We start from the raw sequence: 20,430 nt of genomic DNA on the forward strand, positions 1-20,430 counted from the left end.
CATCGTTCACCTCATTGTGTCTCGAAGTTGGATTGCTTGGTCTGCGCCGGTTCGTCTTCTAGAGGACTTAGAGGACTCAGAGAACGGTTATCTCGGTGGGAATCGCCGGATCGCCCTTCATCAGGCTCTGAGCGGTGATCGGCAGCTCATGCAGGGCCTGGGTCCTATGCTCCTGCGCTGTGATTATCGCATCGTTGCCTTGGTATTCGGCATTGATCTCGCCCTTCACCACGTAGTCGACCAGCAGATCGCGCCAGCCATCCTGCGGATGATACTGAGCAAGCTGGTCTTCCGAACCGGAGACGATATGCTCGCAGTCAGCCAGATTGTATTCATATGAACGGTATGCAAGCTTGCGGCCAGGAGTGTTGCCCTTGTTCTTCGACTTCTTTGCGACGGGCTGCATCACTCCTGCGCCATTCTCACGTTCCGTGAGCTTGTATACCATCGCGCAGGTGGGAGCGCCAGATCCCGTGACGAGCATCGTGCCGACGCCATAGGAGTCGACAGGAGCTGTCTGCAAGGCGGCCAGAGCGTATTCGTCCAGATCGTTCGTCACGGTGATCTTGGTATTGGTAGCGCCCAAGGCATCGAGCTGATTCCGTACGCGCTGCGCCAGCGATGCCAGATCGCCGGAATCGATTCGCACGCCGCCCAACTCCGGTCCTGCGACCTCGACTGCTGTTTTCACCGCGCTTTCGATGTCATAGGTGTCGGTCAGCAATGTCGTTCCGATTCCAAGCGCCTCGATCTGCGAGGTGAACGCCTGTCGTTCATCATCATGCAGCAGCGTGAAGCTATGCGCTGCAGTGCCGATTGCGTGCAGGTCATAGAGCTTCGCGGCCAAGAGATTCGCCGTGCCCTTGAACCCTCCCACGACTGCGGCCCTTGCGGCGCTGACGGCAGCCCATTCATTGGTTCTGCGACCGCCCATATCCATGCAGGGGCGGTCACCTGCGGCGGAAACCATGCGCGATGCCGCCGAAGCCACCGCAGAGTCATAGTTGAGAATCGACAGCAGCAGGGTCTCCAGCAGCGTGCACTCTGCGAAGCTTCCCTCGACCTGCAGAATCGGTGAATCGGGGAAGAACATCTCTCCCTCACGATATCCGCGGATGGTGCCTGAGAAGTGGAAGTTCTCGAGCCAGACTGCGGTTCTCTCGCTCACGACCTTGCGATCGCGCAGAAAGGCGATGTCCTCTTCCGAAAGATGAAAGTGCTGCAGGGCATCCAGGATTCTGCCGGTTCCTGCGAGAACGGCGTAGCGTCGGCCTTCGGGAAGATGGCGCGTATAGATCTCGAACACACAGTTGCGATTCGCCGTGCCATCCTTCAATGCCGCGTCGAGCATCGTGTATTCATACATGTCAGTCATCAATGCCGGCGAGTAAGCGTCGGTGAATCCTCGAGAAGCGACCATTTCAATCCCCACTTTTGCTAGTTGTCACTATCAAGAAGGATACTCAGACTCTACGATGATGGAATCAGCCCTGAACATGAAGCCCTTCCGTCAGCTGGTAGACTCAGACCTTCCCCTTGGAGCGTTGCCCGGCAGCGATCGGTGCAGGCTGCCCAGATTGTCCCATCACGAGCGACTCCCGCGACCCAAGGTGTGGGATATGCTTTCGGTATGAGATTTTTTGTGGGCATATACCGTCTTGTCATTGCATTCTTCTGTTTTTCGGGAACCTATGAAGGCTGGCTTCTGGGAGTCGGCAACAGATGGGTCTTCTTCACCTTCGAAACCAACGCGGTTCTGGGATTGCTCATGGTCTGGGCCGGCGCCGCGTCGCTGCTGAAGGGCATCCAGCCACCGGCATGGCTGAAGGGATGCATCACCCTCTACATAGTCATAACCGGCCTGGTGGCCTGGCTGATACTGCCACCTGCCGATCCCGCCACGACGACCCATCTGTATGGCATGCTCACCACCACGATGGTCCACATCATCGCGCCGATCATGGCAGGCATCGATTTTCTGCTCTTTGACCCACATCGCCGATACAGGTGGCATTATTCGCTCAGCTGGCTGATATATTTCCCGTTCTATGTAGCCTTCGTCGTGATCCGTGCGCAGATTTGGCCGAATGCCGGCCCTGGAAAGGATCCGTATCCATACGGATTCATAGATCTGAAGACACTGGGATGGCAGCAGTTCGGCATCAACATCGTGACCTATGCGCTCGCATTCTTCGTGCTTGGGCTTGTCCTGTTCATCATCGACCGCGCATTGCCGAAGAAAACACCATTGACGGTCAGTTGAATGAATCTGGGTTGGAACGTGTTTCGGTGAACGGTCCAATGACGCTCAGATCGCTTGAACTGGCTTGATTTTGTCGGCTTTGAAAGATAGCGTCTGAGAGGTATTGACGAAAGTGACAGTTGGATATAACGAGCAGAAGGCTTGGCAATGGCAGCGATAAAGGATATGTTGGACAGCTCTCAGGTCATACGTTCAGACGGAAGGGCCGTCGACGAACTGCGGCCGGTGAAGATCACTCGCGGATTCACCGATGTTCCCGAAGGTTCGGTGCTGATCGAATGTGGCAACACGCGTGTCATGTGCACGGCGACCTTCACCTCGACGGTGCCTCGTTGGCGCAAGGAATCAGGCTTGGGATGGGTCACTGCGGAATATTCGATGCTTCCCCGTGCGACCAGCGACCGCACTGACAGAGAGTCGGTCAGAGGCAAGATCGGTGGCAGGACGCACGAGATTAGTCGTCTTGTCGGCCGCTGCCTGCGCGGCGTCATTGACATGAAGGCCCTGGGAGAGCATCAGATCCAGCTTGATTGCGATGTCTTGCAGGCGGATGGCGGAACACGCACCGCATCGATCACAGGAGCATACGTCGCGCTCGCAGATGCGTTGAACTGGGCGGAAAAGAACCATCGCATCCGCAGCGCGAAGAAAATCCTGAAGGAGCCGGTTTCGGCAGTCTCCGTCGGTGTGATCGATGGAACGCCGATGTTGGATCTTCCCTATATCGAGGACAGCAAGGCAATGACCGACATGAACGTCGCGATGACCGGTTCAGGGGCATTCATCGAAATTCAGGGCACTGCAGAGCATCGTCCCTTCAACCGCGAGGAGCTGGGCGTTCTTCTTGATCTGGCCACGAAGGGCAATCAGGATTTGCAGAAAGCCCAGCGAGAGGCCTTGGAACAGAGCCTGTGACTGCGGGTCTCGAAATGACCGAGGCGTGGGTTCTGGCAGATGATTCCGATCATGAAGTCCAAAGGGGGTACGTGCGATGAAACTGATCGTTGCAACGCATAATGAAGGAAAGCTTGCCGAAATCCAAACGATCCTGAAGGCTGATCTCGGCTCTCGCAGCGATGGGATACAGCTGGTGACCGCGGGTTCGCTGGGCTTGCCTGATCCCGTCGAGACCGGTGTCAGTTTCGAGGAAAACGCACTTCTGAAGGCGCGTGATGTCGCAGAGAGAACCGGGGAACCGACGCTTGCCGACGATTCTGGGCTCATCGTTGACTTTCTCGGTGCCGCTCCGGGAATTCTGTCAGCGCGCTGGTCGGGCGTCCATGGCGATGATGAGGCGAATCTTCGTCTCCTTCTTTCGCAGATGAAGGACATTCCTGATTCCGGACGTTCGGCGCACTTCACATGTGCCATGGCCTTGGTCGTACCCGGATCGGTGACGGGTGGAAAACGGTATGAGCATGTCGAGTTTGGCATCATGAGAGGCTCGATCAACCACGGTCCGGTAGGGGAGCATGGTTTTGGATATGATCCCATCTTCGTACCGACCGCTCAGCCCAAGGACCAGGTGGGCGGCGCTGACAACAACGAGCTCACATCGGCGCAGATGTCGCCTCGCCAGAAGAATGCCATTTCACATCGTGGGCAGGCGATACGCAATATGGTGCCTTTCATCGACGATCTATTGCTGCAATAATCGATTGCTGCAAGAGAGCAGGGCTGCTCTGACAGCGCTCTTCCAGCGGGCCAGAGGGATCCTTCGAAGTGTCGGGATCCTTCGTGTCTTCCTGACTGTTCTGTTCGACCGTTCTATCCGACCGTTCTGTCCGATCTTGCGCACGCGTGTGCAAGGACTCGCCAAGGTCATGAGACTCTGCGGAGAGTGCGCTGTGCACAGTGCACTGTATAAAGTGCACTGTGGCAAGTCCCCATCGCCTCGACCGAGGTTAGATTGGAATCAGGGCATTGAGTGTCGTTATCAGGATCAAAGAGAGAATCCCAGTGCTTGCAAGGGTGAAACCTGCAAGTTTCGCATTGCCGAGAACCCTGTCTGTGAAGAGCGTGCTGAAGACAGCGGTTGGAGCCAGGCACACCAGAACCACTGCCTTGCGGACAAGCGGTTCGAAGGGCAGTATGTACCAGGCTGCCACGCCGAGCAGAATGCCGAACAACAGTTTCCAGCCAATGACCGAAAAGACTGATTTAATATCGGCGGCGGAGGCTGGCAAGTCCATCAGCATGCCGACCATGAGCATCGAGCAGAAACCATTCGCGTTCGAAATAGGGCCAAAGAAGTTTGCAAACCACTCAGGGAGGCGAACTCCGATTATCATCAGGGCGACCATCACCACATAGGTGTCGAAGGGCACTGAGGTATAGAAGCTCCTGATTACGTTTCGTATGTTCGCTCTGCGGCGCAGCCAGCGTGCATGCGGATCTGTCAGACGGTGATAGGGCAGCTTGGCGACGTCGTTTCCGACATGGCTCAGGTCGACAGGTTCGTTCTGAGGAATATGCAGCAAGGATGTGGTCATCGCATACATGCCCGCGCACATCATCAATGAGTTGCCTATGTCGAACATGATGACCGACATGCTCGCCCCTTGTCCAAGAAGCGCAGTGATTATCGGCAGGCAGAAGTTGCCGACGTTCATTCCGCAGCCGTTGAGCATCAGGAAAACGCGATCGCGGATCTGTAGGTGTCTGGTCGAGACAAAGATGAGAAGCAGAGGAATCAGGCTCGAGATTACGCCGAAAAGAGACAGCCACAGCATGTCGAGATGATGTTCATTGGTTGAGAAGGAATATATGATTGCGCCAGGAAGCGTGAAGTCAAAGACCACGCCTTCCATCACCTTGTAATCCTTGGGACCGAAAACGTGGGCGCGCTTCAGTCCATAGCCGCCGAGCAACACTGCTAAAAGGGCTAGCGCCTGTATGACTCCGGACACGATCTCTCCTCATTGGTTGGTCAATGACCATTCTTCAACCATTGAGAGACTTTCGGGCTCGAAACACACCTGCGATTCGGAAACAGTCGGAATTTCGTCAAGGCAGAGGGCTTTTATCGGTGTTTGAAGGAAGTTTTATCCGAGATTCCGAGTTTTGCGGCAATATCAAAGTAGATTGGCTGAAAATCGTTGTGATGCTGAAGGGAAAAAGCCAATTATTGACTCTTATACATCAGAATTGCCGCAAAACTCGGAATCTCGATTCCCAAACACTCCGCAGGGAAGAAAAAGCGCACATCATCGAAAAAAATGCACAAAAATGGTTGAATTCATTGTTGAGGTTCATTCCCCATCTGGAGGTGAGCCTCAAAAAACGCGATTGAAAGTCCATAGGAGATTCAATCGCGTTGAAATTCTGGAGCCGATCGATCACTCGATTGGCTTGCCCGCATTCGCTCCAGGGGCAAGACTGTCGATTCTGGTGATTTCCATAATCGGCACGGTAACAGGATGCTTGGTGCCATGCTCGTCGGCCCATGCCACTGCCTGGTTAAATACGTCGTCGTCACTGTGGAGCGTGACAGGGCCATGGAAGCGGTAGCCAAGCTTCTTCGCAGTATCGACGACCATGACGATCAGACGACCGTTGTCGACGATGTTGCGGTAGTGCTGACCAGCAGTCCGCTCGTAGTAGCCAATGTGGTTGTCGTCGACTACGTGAATGGACATCTTTGGTCCGATGTCCGGATTCCCGTCGTGATCGACCGTCGCGATGAAGGCAACGCCATCGTCGATCATATGCTTCATCTCATCTGTCAGTGTAGCCATGAATGCTCCTCAACTAGCTTGTCGGTTTCAAAGATGATTGTATGCTTCGACGGGCAGCTTGACCACTCATTCACCATAAGAACAATATGGCATGCATCACATTTTCCATGCCATATTGTTGTGCCCCATTCCGCCACCGAATACGCAGTCAGGTGGCGCAGACACGGATCCTCGAATTTCGCTCAGTCCTGCAATTCGTATCCCATCGCATCCTGGTGCCATGGGTTTCCGGGATGCGATGCAAGAATGAGAATTCCTTCGACGATGGTCCATATCTCGACCGCGATCGCCCCGATGCCCAGAGTCAGCACGCTGATAAGCAGCTGTACGACGGCCCTGCCCGTTCTGCCCAGATAGAAGTTGTGAACGCCGAATGTACCCAGGAAGATGGCGAGAAGCCCGGCGACTATCTTCGACTTAGAAGAGGTGGGAACACCATTGCCATATGGATTCTGTTGCCAATATGGCTGTCCGTTGGGAGCATAACCATTGTATGGGGCGTTGTATGGGGAATCGTTTCCAGGCTGTGCATATGGGTTTTGCTGGCCGTACTGGGCATTCTGCGCATACTGGCCGTTCTGCGCGTATTGTCCTGCCTGCCCTGGGTTCTGCCGTGCATATTCGTTTTGCTGCGAGTACGGGTTTTGCTGTGCATACTGGTTCTGCGAGGAAGGGGTTCCCGGCTGGCTGCCGTAAGCCTGCTGCCCTGCATTTGCGCCGGTGTCGCCATGCCCTGCCTGTCTGGCGGCATTTCCGGCATAGTTGTATCGATCGCCGGTTGATTGTTCCTGGTCTTCTTGATGTCCCTGGCTACCCTGGTATGCCTGATTGCCCTGTGATTGGCTCTGCGCGGTCTCCTGGCGATCGGTGTTCTCGGAATCATTCGTGTTGTCGTCATGTTGCGGCGATGTTGGGTTTGTCATCTTTTCCCCTGTCGTTGTTGCTCTGTTCGCATATTGCAGTCTCCTAACCAAAGATACCAAAAATCAAGGAGCCATTGCGTGCCGGAACCAGGCAAGGAATGCGGGTATTGATATCATTGCGGTCGGCATCGCTGTCAGTGACTGTGCCAGAGTCAGTGACTGCGCCAGTATCAGCGACAGTGCCAGAGTCCGGAGGACAATATGAGAATGTGGAGTGTGGCACCGACTGCCCTCGATCAGAAGGCCCTCGTGGCCTGTTGGAGGGAATCCTTGCTCGCACAGGCGGTGCTGCTCGGAAAGACGAAGGGGTACGTTCATCACCCACAGCTCACACGATTCCGTGAGACAGCGGATCCTATCGCTTCGATAGCCACATTTCTATCGAACATTGCCGATGAGGCCGATTCGCGCGGATATCATTTCGATCGCTCGCGGATCGTCGGCAAGCCGAATGAGGTCATTTCCATGGATGTGACCAAAGGGCAGCTCGATTACGAATGGCGCCTGCTCCTCGTCAAGGAATCGAGGAGGGATGACGGTGCCTTCAAAAAAATGATGCATATGACGGTGAGATCGAATCCCATCTTTCACGTCGTGGCAGGGCCCATCGCTCCTTGGGAGCATGTTCTCGACCTCGCATCGCTTGACGAACGGCACATTCTTGGCAGCGTCTCATGACTGTCTGGTGACTGTCTGGTGACTGTCTGGTGACTGTCAGGTGATCGTCCGGCATCCGCATGCCTCGACCTCTCCTTTTTAAGGGCAGCCGCCCAGTTCCATGCATATCCTCCATGCTTCAAAAAGGCGCATTCTCAAAGAAGCTATCGGTGATCCGAATAACCTATCGGCTAAGATGGCTCTGTTGCCAAATACCAATCATGCGTAAGGAATGTCGATGTCGTCCAAGCCACTCCATATCGCATTCAACGCAGCGAAACGGATGTCTGCCAGCGATGCCGGAGCGGGCGTCATGCTGCTGTTCGCCGCAATTCTTGCACTGGTCCTGGCCAACTCCCCAATGGGGAGACTCTATGAGCAGGTAGGCTCCCAGACCTTCGGAGTCAGTTCCATCGGTCTGCGGCTGAGTTTGCGCGAATGGGTCACTGATGGACTTCTGGCCATATTCTTCTTCACGGTCGGCCTGGATCTGAAGGAGGAATTCACCTCGGGAATCCTGAAGGATCCCAAGGTGGCGATCCTGCCGATTGCGGCTGCATTCGGAGGGGTGGCATGCCCGGCGCTGATCTTCGTGCTGGCCATCATGCCCATCGGGGGAGAACCGCTGCAAGGCTGGGCGATTCCCACGGCCACCGACATCGCCTTTGCGGTCTCGATTCTCGCAATGGTCGGCAGATCACTGCCACGTCAATTGCGCACATTTCTGCTGACGCTTGCAGTCGTCGATGATTTGATCGGCATCGCAATCATTGCCGTATATTACACCGATGGCATCCATGTGATTCCGTTGGCCATCGCCGCCATTGCGCTCGCGGCATTCGCGCTGCTGCTGCGAAAGGGCATGACTGCACCATATGTCATTCTTCCCTGCGCTTTGCTGGTCTGGGGTTTCGTGCACGCTTCTGGGATCCATCCGACGATCTCTGGCGTGGCGCTGGGACTATGCGTTCCTGCAAGCGAACCCTGGAAGGGTGGAAAATCTATGGCAAGGAATGTTGGCAGACGATGCGCCCCCTTCTCAAAGATGCTGATCGTGCCGGTGTTTGCCTTCTTCTCGACGGGAGTCAACGTCGGAGGCTGGTCAGGACTGCTTGAACAGTTGCGGCAACCGGTGACCCTCGCGATTGTCGTCGCACTGTCGTTCGGCAAGGTGCTCGGCATCACGGGCACGACCATGCTGCTCACCCGCTTTCCCGTACTTGCGCTGCCCAAAGGCGTGCATTGGCCAGAGATGATTGGCATGGGCTTCGTGGCGGGAATAGGATTCACGGTCTCGATGCTCATTGGCGAGCTCGCATTTGGCGCTGGGAGCGTCCTCGATGACGAATCCAAGATCGGCATTCTTGCCGGGTCACTGCTTTCGGCATCGATCGGGACGGCAATCCTGGTCGTTGCGTCCCGGCGAAGGGCATCGAAGGCACTCAAGGAAGACCCATCGCAGTAGCGAATGGAAACGGTGTCCTCGATTCGCGTTCGCTGATATGGGACCATGCATGGCCGCGAAGTCATGCCATGCGGCATCGATGAAGGTGCATCGATTGCCAAACCCTAAGCTGAGTCAGGATGATAAAAAATGCAAAGCTAGTGTTCTTAATAATTAATATTAACCAAGTAAACATTGAATAATCGTTGTGCATGCGAACAATACTGTTTAATGATATAAGCTAAAAAACCTAGTAATGCGTTATTTATTTGGATAACTAGCAAGAAATCAAGGTAATTTTCGTGCATTTTCAATCAATTTCCAAGTAATGCTAGTATTCTATATATGGGGAAATTACCAAATATCACATCAAACTGGGCGAAGGCTGCACTCGTGGCGCTGATCGCCTTTACCATGCTCGTCTCGGTTTCGCTCGCTGATGGCCATGCGGCTTCCGCTGACAGCTCCACGACTGGCTCGACTCTTGTCAGCGAGGATTTCACGGAATCCAGTGTCTCTGACTCCCGTTGGCTCGCATTTGGCGATGCCTGCCTGACCGCCGCTTCGGCATCGCCTATGGCCGATGCCTCGAAGCTTGGGGTCTGTGCAAAAACAGAGGATACAGCATACCTGGCAGGACAAAGCGACGGTTTTCTGCAGCTTACGGACAACTCAGCGGGCAGCACCAGCGATGTGCTGTACAACCGAGCGATCCCAACCAGTGCCGGGCTGGACATAAGTTTCTATCAATATCAATTCGCGACAAGCGATACGGGCCTCGGCGAGGCGGATGGAATCGGCTTCTTCCTGACGGATGGCTCATATACACTGGATCAACCCGGTCCGACGGGTTCGAATTATGGCGGCGCCCTTGGATACGCGAGTATAGGCGACAAATCGGGAATCGACAACGGCGTGCTTGGCGTGGGCCTCGATGTCTATGGAAACTATGCGAATCAACCCTACGTAGGAACATCCTGCTCGACGAGCAACCTGTTCTCTCCCTCAAGCATCTCCCTTCGTGGGCAGGGCAGTGGCACGGACGGGTACTGTCTGCTGAAGAACGGGAACGGAACGTATTCCACCAGCAACGATGCCTTGAAGACAAGCGCTCCGGCGGTGTCTCAATCGGGTGCAGACAATGGGTCCCTGGTCCATATCGTCGTGTCTCCCGTGACTGAGGCGAATCCGCTGCCAACGGTGACCATTTCCGTGAACGACACGGTGGTGTCGAGCTATCAGCTGACCACTGCGTTGCCTTCCCTGGTCAAATTCGGCTTTGCGTCTTCCACCGGTGGCGGACATTCGGCTCACATGGTTCGTCTGACATCAGTGAAGTCGGTCGAGCCGATGGATGCGCTGAACCTCGTGAAGACGGTGAACCATGACGTCACCAACGGAGGCACCCTGCAGAAGGTGTTCAAGGCGGGCGACACGGTTCCCTATTCGTTCGAGGTCAGCAATACCGGCAATGAGACCTTGAAGGGCATCAAGGTGACCGATCCGAAGATATCGAACATCCAATGCGCGGAGCCGGCCGGCGGTCTGACCGTCGCCAACTCGATGACGTGCACGGGAACCTACGGTCCTCTCACCGCGGCAGAGGCCTCGGCCGGACATTTCGACAACACAGCCGTGGCGACTGCCCAGAACGAGGAAGACCAGACAGTCACCTCGAATGAGTCAAGTGCGACCATACCGACCTATACGACTGGAAACTTAGCCGTGACAAAGAAGGTCACCGGTTCCGGGGCCTCGGCCGTTGACGAGGGAGATTCATACTCCGTCAATTACAGCTACCCCGCAGGTGCGTACCAATACTGTTCCGCCGATGGGACTGCAACGGCAAGTGACACCGACGAACAATACGCGGCTGGTTCGGGCACGCTGCAAGTCAAGGCTGACGGCACTGCCGTGTCAAGCAGCCAGATTCCCACGGGAGCGAAGGTGGAATTGAGCGAGGTCCAGCCTTCGAACACGTCATCGATCAATTGGGAGTCGCCCTCGTTCTCGCCACAGTCGGTCACGATCGGCTGCCAGGGCACGACATCAGACGTCCAGCTGACGAACACCGCCGATCAGGTATCGGGCTCGGTTTCCTGGAAGAAGACGGATGCCGCAGCATCAGGTACCATGCTCGCCGGTTCGCAATGGGAGTTGACGAAGCCTGACGGTTCGACCGAGACAGTGGTCGACAACGGTCAGAACGATGCCGACTCCGTAGAGGGGCAGCTGAAGGTATCCGATCTTGCCTGGGGCGAGTATTCGCTGAAGGAGACGAAGGCGCCGACAGGCTATGTGCTGAATGCAAAGCCCTATTCGTTCAAGGTTGATTCCAAGGACCTGAACGTGTCGCTCGGCTCCATTGCCAACACTGCCGGCAATACCGGACTGGTGCTGAAGAAGACCTCAGACCCTGCCTCGGGCTCGACGGTCAAGCGAGGTCAGACGATCACGTATTCGGTGACCGCACACAACACTGGCAATGTTGATTTGCCGGCTGTGGTCGTGACCGACGATATGTCCAAGGTGCTGAATGCAGCCTCGTTCGTCGATGGTTCGGCGAAGGCCTCAATCTATGGTGTCGATGCCGGATCCGTGACGAAGTCCGGAACGTTGCTGAGCTGGAAGGGTGACCTCGCGGCGGGCAGGACGGTCACCATCAAATATCAGGTGAAGGTATCCGACTCTGCATCCAACGGTGCGTCCATCGTGAACATGATCTCTGGCAATGCGACGCCTCCCGATGGATTCACGCCGCCGACGTCGAACTGCACGTCCGACAATCAGGCGGCAAACCCTGACTGCACGACCACCGCGAAGGTTGTCGTCCCGTCGAATCCTGCAAAGCCGTCGAATCCTGCCAGACCATCGACTTCAGGCGGCACGTCAACCTCTACGACACCGAAATCGTCGCTTGCCAAGACCGGTGCAGACGTGGCGTTGGCAGTGTATGCAGCGATTGCCATGCTCGTCGCTGGCATGGGCGTCATCTCAGCAGCCAGGAAGAAGTCAGGTCGCAGTCGTTGATTTGGCAGGGCTGATGCAGGAAGGATGCCCCGTCGCTTTCGGTGATGTGTGAGGCGGCCATCAAGGCCGTGCATCCTTCAGAGATCGTCGAATTGACGGTATGTCATCTATATGGTGCGGTCGAGGGCGTCACTGCCTTCGACCGCACCATATTGCCCTGCGCGGCCCTGTGTCTTACGTCCATGAGTGGATTTCACACCCTTTGCTCTCACAGCGAGGAATAGTATCATCGACCAGATAAGGACGTAGTCTGGGTTATGAAGTCAAGCTGGAGTGAGGACATTTCATATATGGGCACAGGTGCACGCGGTGTATATCCAAAGGGTGCGGCAAGGCGCCAGCAGATTCTTGATGAGGCCTTGAACATTGTTGCAGTTGATGGGTTTGACCAAACAACACTGTCGAAGATTTCGAAGGCGGTTGGAATCACGGAGGCTGGCGTTCTCCATTATTTCGATTCCATTGACGATCTGCTGGTTCAGGTCTTGCGTCAGCGTGATGCGGACGATCTTGCCGCCAGCAAGCTTACCGAAGAGAATCTCAGGGATCCCGCCACGGTACGCGCTGAGAATGGCATGAATCCGGTGGAGAACGCCTTGGGCATCGTCGCGCGCAATCAGAAGACCCCAGGCCTTGTCGAGCTGTATGCACATATGTCGGTGAAGGCCTCGGACCCGGAAAGCTACGCATATCGATACTTCAAGCAACGAGGCATCATTGAGCGGGCGATGGTCGGTCAGGCTGCAGCTACCATGTACGAATCGGCCAACGTGCCTGCCGTGGTACCGCCGGAGGATGTTGCACGACTGCTGCAGGCCTTGCTGGATGGCCTCCAGATTCAATGGCTGCTCGAAAGGGATCTTGACATGCAGGGTCTGGCACAGAAGGCCATCTTCTCCATGCTCGACATCCCGCAGGGCGCGAATGGGCCAGAAGCGTCGTCTCCGGATTCGGAAGGCGAGTCAGACTAGGCGCCCCACGCCGGGATCGACGGAATGATTATGACTGTGTGACTGTGACTGTGACTGTGTGACCATGACCGTTGAACGATAGCAATCCAATTAGGCAATGATGCTTAAACGATGAGGCTTAAGTCTCATTGGGTAGGCTGACGTTGGAAATGTGACGGCTGAAATGGGAACCACGATGACCCTAGCGATCAGGAACAGCCTGTGCAGACTGTCCTTGACAAAGCTCATGAAAAAGAGGAAGCGCCGGGAACATGTCGAAAACACATAGGCGATATTTTTTCAGGCGAGTGAGGTAAAACCCCATTAATGTGGACGAGGCAGTGAACCTTTCCGGTTGATATCCGGATTGGTCGACGTATCGCGCTGATCTGATATTCGTTGGACTATGTATGGGTATGAGCTTTCACGATGTTGGAAATCGATAATTGCAGGGTTCAGGATTTCCCCTTCGCGGATGTCCTTTGCCTGGGCGATGGTTTGATTCTCGTTCTTGGCGATAAGGTCTGGAAGGAAAGAGACAAGTGCCTGCGAAATCTCATACGACGCAGCATCCCACAACAGCGACGGAGTGTGGTCAACCGCGTAATATGTGATATTTCCAAATTCCATGAAAGGTGCTTCGAAACTTGTCGGAGATGCGAAACTGAACCCCATGCTCTTTGAACAGCTCACGTCAACGATAAGGCAAGGTCTGTGGAATCGGTCAATATCGTCGAGTGAGAGGAACAGGTCGGGATGTCTGGGATTCTGAAGTGTCCCATTCACAATGACATCCCGTTTAGAAAGCACTGCGGAGAATGGAATGAGGCATCCCGACTCATCCTGAATGTCATATGAACCGGCCTTGTTTCTTAATAACCTTCGGTATTGAATCCCCAACATTCGATGACTGATATGATCCACCGGTCGACGAGTGTATACGGTGATGTCACGGAACCCGTGCCCGTCCAACGCGGCAAGCGCTCCACGGCTGACCGACCCATAGCCGATGACTGCAGCGCTCTTCTGCGGGCCGAACGCGCCATCCTGTCCCATGAGCTCCAATGCATGCTGCACGCCACAGTAGCCAGCCATCTCATTGTTGCGTTCAAACACATGTGTTCGTTCTACCCCATCCCACCAGTACATGTGTTCCCAGCAGACAAGTGTCATCTGTCTGTCTATTGCAACTTGGGCCATATCTTCTTGCTCTACATCATGCATCCATCCACATGCGGTGCTCCCGATACCCATCATTGCCAGATCCTCTGTGACTGGTTTCGTGACGATGACTGTCTGAGAGGTGCGTAGAAGTTCCTGCCGTTCAATCAACGAATGCCCCGTCGACTTAGCTATCTGTGCGTCAGAGACCCCGAATCGCCTGCCATACCCCTTTTCGAATATGAGATGTGATCTCACAGATATGGGTAATGATCGTATCGCGTTGGGATAGATTGGCACCCGCAGCTCATTCTCTAACAGGGATGTTCCTATAATTCCAATATTATGCATCGCATTGCTTCCCTTCACTACCCATATGCGTCAATTGGATTCCATAGGAAAATCTGTCTAGGAAGCCGCACGCTTAAATCAGATCAAAAAATACGTGGCATCGGATGCCGCGCCTAAGAAATATAGAAAGCAATATGATGGCGGCCTCGCACGGCCGTGCACAAACCTCTTTAAACTTCAAAGCACTTACTTGCAGCATAGCAGGATATTCCTATCCGCGGGACTCTTGTCCAATGACAAGACATGCGTGATCGAGAAGCAAAAAGGCATGCGCTCAGACCGCTGCTTGGCAACGGTGCAATTGGTCAAAGCTTTCGAAAGCAAACGAAGAAAACAGCTAGCTCAATGTCCGTTATGCCGTGAGTTCATTGTGACGGTGTATGGTCGTTCATAGCGGCCATGCTGTTAGGCCGTCAGAGCCTCGCAGCCAGCCTGATGTTACAGTGGGCTGGCATAATAACGTTTGCGGGGCTCGCCACAACGAAGATTTGGTAAGCGCTGTGGTTCATTCGGGTACGCCGCCCCAAGTTCTTTGGAGGCGATCATTTTGAGAGTTCATTCTTTTCACTCGCGCCTGGCCCTGTTCTATCACGACAATGACGACTGCCCATTCGGGCAGACGATCAAGCCATTGTCACGCCGTTCCGGGAAGGCAGGCCTTGGCCTGTGCATGCTGTGTCGCAAGCTTGACAAAGAGGATGACGACGCGAACGACAGCGCGCTTCACGAAGCACGGCTGGAAGACTAGGAGAACATATGTCAGAAAGTGAACATGACAAGCAGGAGAGCAAGCTGGAACGCTCCTTCATGAAGCAGAACTTCGGCTCGCATCCCGGACGCGACATGCAGGGTGATGCAGTGCCGGACGAGGAGCAGGAGCTGATTGACAAGGATCTGAAGCATCTGCACAACCAGTCCGACGATGCACGGGGCTCGGAAGAGTAGGAGCGTCAGGTGATGAGATGCAACGGAGGAAGGGGTCGGACGCATGGTTATCTATGCGATTAACTACACATTGAGATCTCCAAAGGAGAATCATCAGAGCTTGGTGGTCATGCTTAGATCATTTCCTCTGTTCTGCCATGTGCAGAACGGGTTCTGGATCGTGCAATCCCCGCTGGACAAGGATGCAATATTCCAGAAGCTTACTGCTGTGCTTGTTCCCGGCGACGAACTGTTCATCATGGTCTATACCAATGGTGGAGCGACGTGGACAGGAAATCAGAACGAATCACTGACGAGACTGCAGGACATGCTCTTCGACCCACAGCATGAACGACATTCCGACAACGATTGAGTTGACCCTGCTCACTTTCGTCCGATACTCTCCGTTCCAAACCTCGGGTGCCTCACTCGTTGCCATAGGCGGTGGTTCGGTCGGCGCGGTATCTCTCGAAGCTCTTAAACATTAGGCTCGCCTCGTTCTCGATACGGCTGAGTCTGCGTTCAAAGGCTCGGTCATGGATGGCGATATGGCAGAGTGTCGATGGCAGCAGGCCTGTTTTGAACTGTGCCTGATGTACCGCCTGACCTTGTAGGATCGTTTGACACACTTGGACACTCAACACTAACCCTTGTGCGCGAGATGGGACTTGAACCCACACGTCCGAAGACACAGGAACCTAAATCCTGCGCGGCTACCATTACGCCACTCGCGCCTCGTATGCCCGGCACGGCAACATGTGAAAAAGAATGGTTCGAACCCTGTCTGCACCTTTACCACGCCGGAGTTGCACCCCTGACCCTGCATCCCTGCAGATGCGTCAGGTCAGATGCATGGAGCCACTTGACAGAATCGAACTGTCGACCTGCTCATTACGAGTGAGCCGCTCTACCAACTGAGCTAAAGTGGCAAGTCGCCGAGAACCACCATGAGACCTTGCCCGGCCTAAAACCGTATGCCTCGGAATAAACTCCGGCACAATCTTAAGAGTGTACCGAAAACTTGAGATTTGTCCAGTTTTGAAGCACTGTGTCGCGCGTTTCATCGTGTACAAGATCTGAGAGACAATGGGAGCATGACATTCGAGGACTTTCATGCAATCATTCCAGCCGGCGGAGTCGGAACGCGTCTTTGGCCGTTGAGCCGCAAGGCAAGACCGAAATTTCTCTTTGATGTGGCTGGGTCAGGAAGGACTCTCATCCAATCAACCTTCGATCGGCTGATTCCGCTTTGCGGGGCGGCAAACATATATATATCGACGGGGGAGCAGCATGTCGCACCGATTTGTGAGCAATTGCCCCAGCTCGACTCGTCGGCGATATTTCCTGAGCCCTCGCCTCGAGATTCAACGGCGGCCATCGCTCTGGCCGCAGCGGTCATTGCGCGCCGATTCGGCGAGAAATCAGTGGTGGGTTCGTTCGCAGCCGATCATGTTATTCGTAACAAGACCGCTTTCGAGCAATCCGTGCATCAGGCGATCGTCACGGCCCGTGCAGGCTATGTGACGACCATTGGGATCGCTGCATCGCGACCATCCACCGCGTTCGGATATATCCATGAGGGGCGTTCCCTGGCTTCGGAGATTCCAGATGCACCCTCTGCGCATTTGGTCGAGGCATTCGTGGAAAAGCCCGATGCCCAAACGGCTCAGGCATATCTTGAGACAGGTGAATATCGCTGGAATGCGGGCATGTTCATCATGAGGGCCGATGTGCTGCTGAAGAGCCTGGAACAGACCAAGCCGGGAATATACGAAGCTGTACGGTCGATTGCAGACGCTTGGGACAAGGGCAAGGATCAAAGGGAAGATGCCATGAATAGATGGTGGCATGGCATCGAGAAAATCGCCTTGGACTATTCCGTCGCAGAGCCGGTTGCGGCTCAAAGCGGGGTGGCCGTCATCCCAGGTGGATTTGGATGGGACGATGTTGGCGACTTCAATTCGGTGGCCGCGCTGTTGCCAAGTTCGAACAGGCAGAACATCAAGGTTCTTGGTGACGCAGACAGTCTGGTCTATCTTGATTCGGCAGGAGACGTCGTCGCACCGCAGTCAGGAAGGACGATTGCGTTGCTGGGGGTCGATGACCTCATCGTCATCGACACACCCGACGCGCTTCTGATTGCCCCTCGGGCACGAAGCCAGCAGGTCAAGCAGATGGTCGCTCACCTGTCCGAATCCGGCCATGGCGACATCCTGTGATGCACAGGCCTTGGCGACGGTCAAGGCTGGATGGGCCACAGTTGTGAAGTCTTGAACGGAGCGCGCTGAAGACCGCCGCCAGACAACGACTTGCGGCTCGACGCCCCAGCCGCTGTAGCGTGCAAGAACTTGTTTGATAATGTCCGCTTTTGTGAGTAATGTGAACAGCGGAATCCGAGGCAAACTAAAAATGCAAACGTTTGCATCGCTTGAACAACGAAGTTGATGAAAGGAATCGAATCATGGCGATTAACCCCCCTATTGATGCCACCACCACCCAGGCATGGAAGGACTTGCAGAAGCACTTCGAGGATTTGCAGCGCGAGGGTATCGACCTGCGAACCTGGTTCAACGAAGATTCGCAGCGCACTGCGAAGCTGAGCTTCGATGCCGGCGATTTGCATTTCGATCTCTCAAAGAACCTTATCAAGCCGGAAACGCTGCCATTGCTTGCCAACCTTGCCAAGAGCGTCAATCTTGAAGAGCGCCTCAAGGCGATGTACAGCGGCGTGCACATCAACAACACCGAAGACCGTGCGGTGCTTCACACCGTGCTGCGTCGCCCAGTCGAGGACGAGGGCAAATACGTCGTCGATGGCCAGGACACCGTCAAGGATGTTCGTGAAACGCTCGATCGCATCTATGCCTTCGCCGACAAGGTCCGTTCCGGCGAATGGAAGGGTGTGAGTGGAAAGAAGATTGAAACCGTTGTCAACATCGGCATCGGTGGATCCGATCTCGGTCCGAATATGGCATATCAGGCACTGAAGCCCTATGCCGATGCTGGTATCTCCGCCCGCTACATCTCCAACATCGATCCCAACGATCTGGCCGAAAAGACCAAGGGACTGAACCCAGAGACGACACTATTCATCATCGTGTCCAAGACCTTCTCGACGCTCGAAACCCTCACCAACGCACGCGAGGCAAAGGCATGGCTGCTCGAGGAGCTTCAGGCGCAAGGCGCGATCGATGGTTCTGAGGATCAGGCCAAGGATGCCATCAAACGTCACTTCGTCGCAGTCTCCACGGCTCTCGACAAGGTCGAGGCATTCGGCATCGACCCACAGAACGCCTTTGGCTTCTGGAACTGGGTCGGCGGCCGTTACTCGGTGGACTCCGCTGTCGGCACCTCGCTCGCCGTCGTCTTCGGACCTGCGCGCTTCGAAGAGTTCCTTCACGGCTTCCATGAGATCGACGAGTACTTCGCCAACACACCCATCGAAGAGAACGTCGTCGCTCTCTTGGGTCTTATCAACGTCTGGTACGTCAACTTCTTCGGAGCCCATTCGCATGCGGTGCTCCCATATGACCAATATCTGAATCGCTTCCCGGCCTATCTGCAGCAGCTGACGATGGAATCCAACGGCAAGTCGGTTCGTTGGGACGGCACCCCTGTCACGTCGCAGACCGGGGAAATCTATTGGGGCGAGCCGGGAACCAATGGCCAGCACGCCTTCTACCAACTCATCCATCAGGGCACACGTCTGATTCCAGCCGACTTCATAGCATTCGCGAACACGCCCAACCCCGTCAGGGACGGCGATCAGGATGTCCATGAGCTCTTCCTTGCCAACTACTTCGCGCAGACCAAGGCGCTTGCATTTGGCAAGACCGCGGACGAGGTCCGTGCAGAGGGCACACCGGAGGCGATAGTACCGGCACGCGTCTTCACAGGGAACCGGCCAACGACATCGATTCTTGGCGACGCACTGACACCATTCGCGCTTGGCGAGCTGATCGCTCTCTACGAGCACATCACCTTCGTCGAAGGTACGGTCTGGGGCCTCGATTCCTATGATCAGTGGGGCGTTGAACTTGGCAAGGTCCTTGCGAAGCAGATCACGCCTGCCATTTCCAGCGATGACGAGGCTCTGGCTCAGCAGGATCAGTCCACTCAGTCACTGATCAACTTCTACCGAGCACATCGCGTCTAGTCCATCCGAACTTGACTCAACGCCTGCTGCGAGCCCCGTTTGCATAACGGGTGCCTTCTGCAGCAGGCATTTTTTTGCTCATTCTTGCAGTTGGTCGCATGAATGGGCTAATATATCAATCTGATATGCCGGAATTGCGGGTTGCCGTATGGACCCTGATTCCATCAGGTCCAGCCATGCGGTGCAGAAAGCATCGTACAATGGCGGACTGGCACTCTCCTGCAGGCAGACCTGTGGGGAATGATTGGGTTTGTCTCCACGCCAAGTCGTGATCGGGCCCCTTATCATGCGCTGATGTACGGCAGCGATGGAGGAACAGCATGAACGCCATTCAAGACTTTGAAGCCAAGCAGATGAAGTCAGAGGAGTCGATTCCCGATTTCCGCTCTGGAGATACCGTTGAGGTCAATGTGAACATCACAGAAGGCAACAACACCCGTATCCAGGCCTTCACAGGCGTTGTGATCGCACGCTCCGGCACGGGTCTTCGCGAGACCTTCGTGGTTCGCAAGGTGAGCTTCGGCGTCGGTATCGAGCGTCGCTTCCCACTGCACTCCCCGCAGATTGACTCCGTCAAGTTGCTGCGCAGAGGCCGCGTTCGTCGTGCGAAGCTGTATTACCTGCGTGATCTTCGTGGAAAGGCGGCTCGTATCGTTGAGCGCAAGGACAACAAGGCAACGACTTCCGAAGAGAAGTAGTTCCATGATCCAGCCTATGCGGTAGGGCATCAGAATGACCCGAAGTCTTTCGACTCCGGGTCATTTGCTTAGGGGATGGACTGCAATATAGTCGTGAGTTGCACAAGCCGACGGTTCCAGGGCTCCACCACACGAA

19 protein-coding genes and 2 tRNA genes are annotated in these 20,430 nt (G+C 55.0%); 14 read left to right on the plus strand and 7 right to left on the minus strand.

The features are described 5' to 3' along the window. Positions 1-76 precede the first annotated feature (76 nt). Entirely contained in the window at positions 77-1,420 is a 1,344-nt protein-coding gene (locus tag QN062_RS07985; RefSeq protein ID WP_369341289.1) for a nicotinate phosphoribosyltransferase, read from the minus strand. A 210-nt stretch (positions 1,421-1,630) separates the two neighbouring features. On the opposite strand from QN062_RS07985, the gene QN062_RS07990 reads away from it, so the two are divergent. The 3 genes from QN062_RS07990 (at position 1,631) to QN062_RS08000 (ending at position 3,917) form a co-directional block, all read left to right on the plus strand. Further along, positions 1,631-2,263, plus strand: a complete 633-nt coding sequence (locus tag QN062_RS07990; RefSeq protein ID WP_369341290.1) for a Pr6Pr family membrane protein — start codon at positions 1,631-1,633, stop codon at positions 2,261-2,263. Positions 2,264-2,410: 147 nt separating this feature from the next. Further along, positions 2,411-3,178 carry a ribonuclease PH gene (rph, locus tag QN062_RS07995; protein ID WP_369341291.1) on the plus strand — a complete coding sequence of 256 codons (768 nt, stop codon included), beginning with the start codon at positions 2,411-2,413 and terminating at the stop codon, positions 3,176-3,178. A 76-nt stretch (positions 3,179-3,254) separates the two neighbouring features. Beyond that, the gene (locus QN062_RS08000; protein ID WP_369341292.1) at positions 3,255-3,917 is read left to right on the plus strand and encodes a non-canonical purine NTP pyrophosphatase; all 663 of its coding nucleotides are present in this window, start codon (positions 3,255-3,257) and stop codon (positions 3,915-3,917) included. 250 nt (positions 3,918-4,167) lie between these two features. Here the strand turns inward: QN062_RS08000 and QN062_RS08005 are convergent, their stop codons facing one another. Then, positions 4,168-5,172, minus strand: a complete 1,005-nt coding sequence (locus tag QN062_RS08005) for an AEC family transporter (protein WP_369341293.1) — start codon at positions 5,170-5,172, stop codon at positions 4,168-4,170. Between the two features lie 23 nt (positions 5,173-5,195). Here QN062_RS08005 and QN062_RS08010 point away from each other — a divergent pair, with 23 nt between their 5' ends. Beyond that, positions 5,196-5,555, plus strand: coding sequence for a hypothetical protein (locus QN062_RS08010; protein ID WP_369341294.1), 360 nt, complete (start codon positions 5,196-5,198; stop codon positions 5,553-5,555). Between the two features lie 46 nt (positions 5,556-5,601). On the opposite strand, the gene QN062_RS08015 is transcribed toward QN062_RS08010, so the two are convergent. Further along, positions 5,602-6,000 carry a pyridoxamine 5'-phosphate oxidase family protein gene (locus QN062_RS08015; RefSeq protein ID WP_369341295.1) on the minus strand — a complete coding sequence of 133 codons (399 nt, stop codon included), beginning with the start codon at positions 5,998-6,000 and terminating at the stop codon, positions 5,602-5,604. 182 nt (positions 6,001-6,182) lie between these two features. After that, positions 6,183-6,923 carry an NINE protein gene (locus tag QN062_RS08020; protein WP_369341296.1) on the minus strand — a complete coding sequence of 247 codons (741 nt, stop codon included), beginning with the start codon at positions 6,921-6,923 and terminating at the stop codon, positions 6,183-6,185. 201 nt (positions 6,924-7,124) lie between these two features. Here QN062_RS08020 and QN062_RS08025 point away from each other — a divergent pair, with 201 nt between their 5' ends. From QN062_RS08025 to QN062_RS08040, 4 genes are all read left to right on the plus strand, one after another. Beyond that, positions 7,125-7,601: a pyrimidine dimer DNA glycosylase/endonuclease V gene (locus QN062_RS08025; protein ID WP_369341297.1), complete on the plus strand. Its 477-nt coding sequence runs from the start codon at positions 7,125-7,127 to the stop codon at positions 7,599-7,601. Between the two features lie 217 nt (positions 7,602-7,818). Further along, positions 7,819-9,045: a Na+/H+ antiporter NhaA gene (gene nhaA, locus QN062_RS08030; protein ID WP_369341298.1), complete on the plus strand. Its 1,227-nt coding sequence runs from the start codon at positions 7,819-7,821 to the stop codon at positions 9,043-9,045. A gap of 324 nt (positions 9,046-9,369) precedes the next feature. Then, positions 9,370-12,054 (plus strand): SpaA isopeptide-forming pilin-related protein, encoded by a 2,685-nt coding sequence (locus QN062_RS08035; RefSeq protein WP_369341299.1) that lies wholly within the window; start codon positions 9,370-9,372, stop codon positions 12,052-12,054. Positions 12,055-12,344: 290 nt separating this feature from the next. Further along, positions 12,345-13,025 carry a TetR/AcrR family transcriptional regulator gene (locus tag QN062_RS08040; protein WP_369341300.1) on the plus strand — a complete coding sequence of 227 codons (681 nt, stop codon included), beginning with the start codon at positions 12,345-12,347 and terminating at the stop codon, positions 13,023-13,025. A 303-nt stretch (positions 13,026-13,328) separates the two neighbouring features. On the opposite strand, the gene QN062_RS08045 is transcribed toward QN062_RS08040, so the two are convergent. Beyond that, positions 13,329-14,120 (minus strand): hypothetical protein, encoded by a 792-nt coding sequence (locus tag QN062_RS08045; RefSeq protein WP_369341301.1) that lies wholly within the window; start codon positions 14,118-14,120, stop codon positions 13,329-13,331. 943 nt (positions 14,121-15,063) lie between these two features. Between QN062_RS08045 and QN062_RS08050 the strand changes: the two genes are divergently transcribed. The 3 genes from QN062_RS08050 to QN062_RS08060 are packed head-to-tail and all read left to right on the plus strand — an operon-like array spanning position 15,064 to position 15,813. Further along, complete coding sequence (locus tag QN062_RS08050; RefSeq protein WP_369341302.1) at positions 15,064-15,264, plus strand: hypothetical protein; 201 nt, start codon at positions 15,064-15,066, stop codon at positions 15,262-15,264. An 8-nt stretch (positions 15,265-15,272) separates the two neighbouring features. Then, complete coding sequence (locus QN062_RS08055) at positions 15,273-15,461, plus strand: hypothetical protein (RefSeq protein WP_369341303.1); 189 nt, start codon at positions 15,273-15,275, stop codon at positions 15,459-15,461. Between the two features lie 43 nt (positions 15,462-15,504). Then, positions 15,505-15,813, plus strand: coding sequence for a hypothetical protein (locus tag QN062_RS08060; RefSeq protein WP_369341304.1), 309 nt, complete (start codon positions 15,505-15,507; stop codon positions 15,811-15,813). Between the two features lie 280 nt (positions 15,814-16,093). Here QN062_RS08060 and QN062_RS08065 read toward each other — a convergent pair. Beyond that, a tRNA-Leu gene (locus QN062_RS08065) sits at positions 16,094-16,174 on the minus strand. Positions 16,175-16,293: 119 nt separating this feature from the next. Continuing rightward, positions 16,294-16,369: transfer RNA gene (locus QN062_RS08070), tRNA-Thr, on the minus strand. A gap of 165 nt (positions 16,370-16,534) precedes the next feature. On the opposite strand from QN062_RS08070, the gene QN062_RS08075 reads away from it, so the two are divergent. The 3 genes from QN062_RS08075 to rplS all read left to right on the plus strand — a co-directional run bounded on the left by QN062_RS08075 (position 16,535) and on the right by rplS (position 20,294). Further along, the gene (locus QN062_RS08075; RefSeq protein WP_369341305.1) at positions 16,535-17,659 is read left to right on the plus strand and encodes a mannose-1-phosphate guanylyltransferase; all 1,125 of its coding nucleotides are present in this window, start codon (positions 16,535-16,537) and stop codon (positions 17,657-17,659) included. 242 nt (positions 17,660-17,901) lie between these two features. Beyond that, on the plus strand, positions 17,902-19,596 hold the full coding sequence (gene pgi / locus QN062_RS08080) for a glucose-6-phosphate isomerase (RefSeq protein ID WP_369341306.1): 1,695 nt from the start codon (positions 17,902-17,904) through the stop codon (positions 19,594-19,596). A gap of 320 nt (positions 19,597-19,916) precedes the next feature. Next, complete coding sequence (gene rplS / locus QN062_RS08085; protein ID WP_369341307.1) at positions 19,917-20,294, plus strand: 50S ribosomal protein L19; 378 nt, start codon at positions 19,917-19,919, stop codon at positions 20,292-20,294. Positions 20,295-20,430 lie beyond the last annotated feature (136 nt).

Origin of the sequence: Bifidobacterium sp. WK012_4_13, assembly GCF_041080835.1 — a bacterium.
GTDB lineage: Bacteria > Actinomycetota > Actinomycetes > Actinomycetales > Bifidobacteriaceae > Bombiscardovia > Bombiscardovia fermentum.

What these genes read in the sequence shown, in the direction of transcription:
- QN062_RS07985 (WP_369341289.1), bottom strand. Translation starts at nt 1,420, where the DNA reads ATGGTCGCTTCTCGAGGATTCACCGACGCTTACTCGCCGGCATTGATG.
- QN062_RS07990 (WP_369341290.1), top strand. Translation starts at nt 1,631, where the DNA reads ATGAGATTTTTTGTGGGCATATACCGTCTTGTCATTGCATTCTTCTGT.
- rph (WP_369341291.1), top strand. Translation starts at nt 2,411, where the DNA reads ATGGCAGCGATAAAGGATATGTTGGACAGCTCTCAGGTCATACGTTCA.
- QN062_RS08000 (WP_369341292.1), top strand. Translation starts at nt 3,255, where the DNA reads ATGAAACTGATCGTTGCAACGCATAATGAAGGAAAGCTTGCCGAAATC.
- QN062_RS08010 (WP_369341294.1), top strand. Translation starts at nt 5,196, where the DNA reads ATGACCATTCTTCAACCATTGAGAGACTTTCGGGCTCGAAACACACCT.
- QN062_RS08015 (WP_369341295.1), bottom strand. Translation starts at nt 6,000, where the DNA reads ATGGCTACACTGACAGATGAGATGAAGCATATGATCGACGATGGCGTT.
- QN062_RS08020 (WP_369341296.1), bottom strand. Translation starts at nt 6,923, where the DNA reads ATGACAAACCCAACATCGCCGCAACATGACGACAACACGAATGATTCC.
- QN062_RS08025 (WP_369341297.1), top strand. Translation starts at nt 7,125, where the DNA reads ATGAGAATGTGGAGTGTGGCACCGACTGCCCTCGATCAGAAGGCCCTC.
- nhaA (WP_369341298.1), top strand. Translation starts at nt 7,819, where the DNA reads ATGTCGTCCAAGCCACTCCATATCGCATTCAACGCAGCGAAACGGATG.
- QN062_RS08035 (WP_369341299.1), top strand. Translation starts at nt 9,370, where the DNA reads ATGGGGAAATTACCAAATATCACATCAAACTGGGCGAAGGCTGCACTC.
- QN062_RS08040 (WP_369341300.1), top strand. Translation starts at nt 12,345, where the DNA reads ATGGGCACAGGTGCACGCGGTGTATATCCAAAGGGTGCGGCAAGGCGC.
- QN062_RS08055 (WP_369341303.1), top strand. Translation starts at nt 15,273, where the DNA reads ATGTCAGAAAGTGAACATGACAAGCAGGAGAGCAAGCTGGAACGCTCC.
- QN062_RS08060 (WP_369341304.1), top strand. Translation starts at nt 15,505, where the DNA reads ATGGTTATCTATGCGATTAACTACACATTGAGATCTCCAAAGGAGAAT.
- QN062_RS08075 (WP_369341305.1), top strand. Translation starts at nt 16,535, where the DNA reads ATGACATTCGAGGACTTTCATGCAATCATTCCAGCCGGCGGAGTCGGA.
- pgi (WP_369341306.1), top strand. Translation starts at nt 17,902, where the DNA reads ATGGCGATTAACCCCCCTATTGATGCCACCACCACCCAGGCATGGAAG.
- rplS (WP_369341307.1), top strand. Translation starts at nt 19,917, where the DNA reads ATGAACGCCATTCAAGACTTTGAAGCCAAGCAGATGAAGTCAGAGGAG.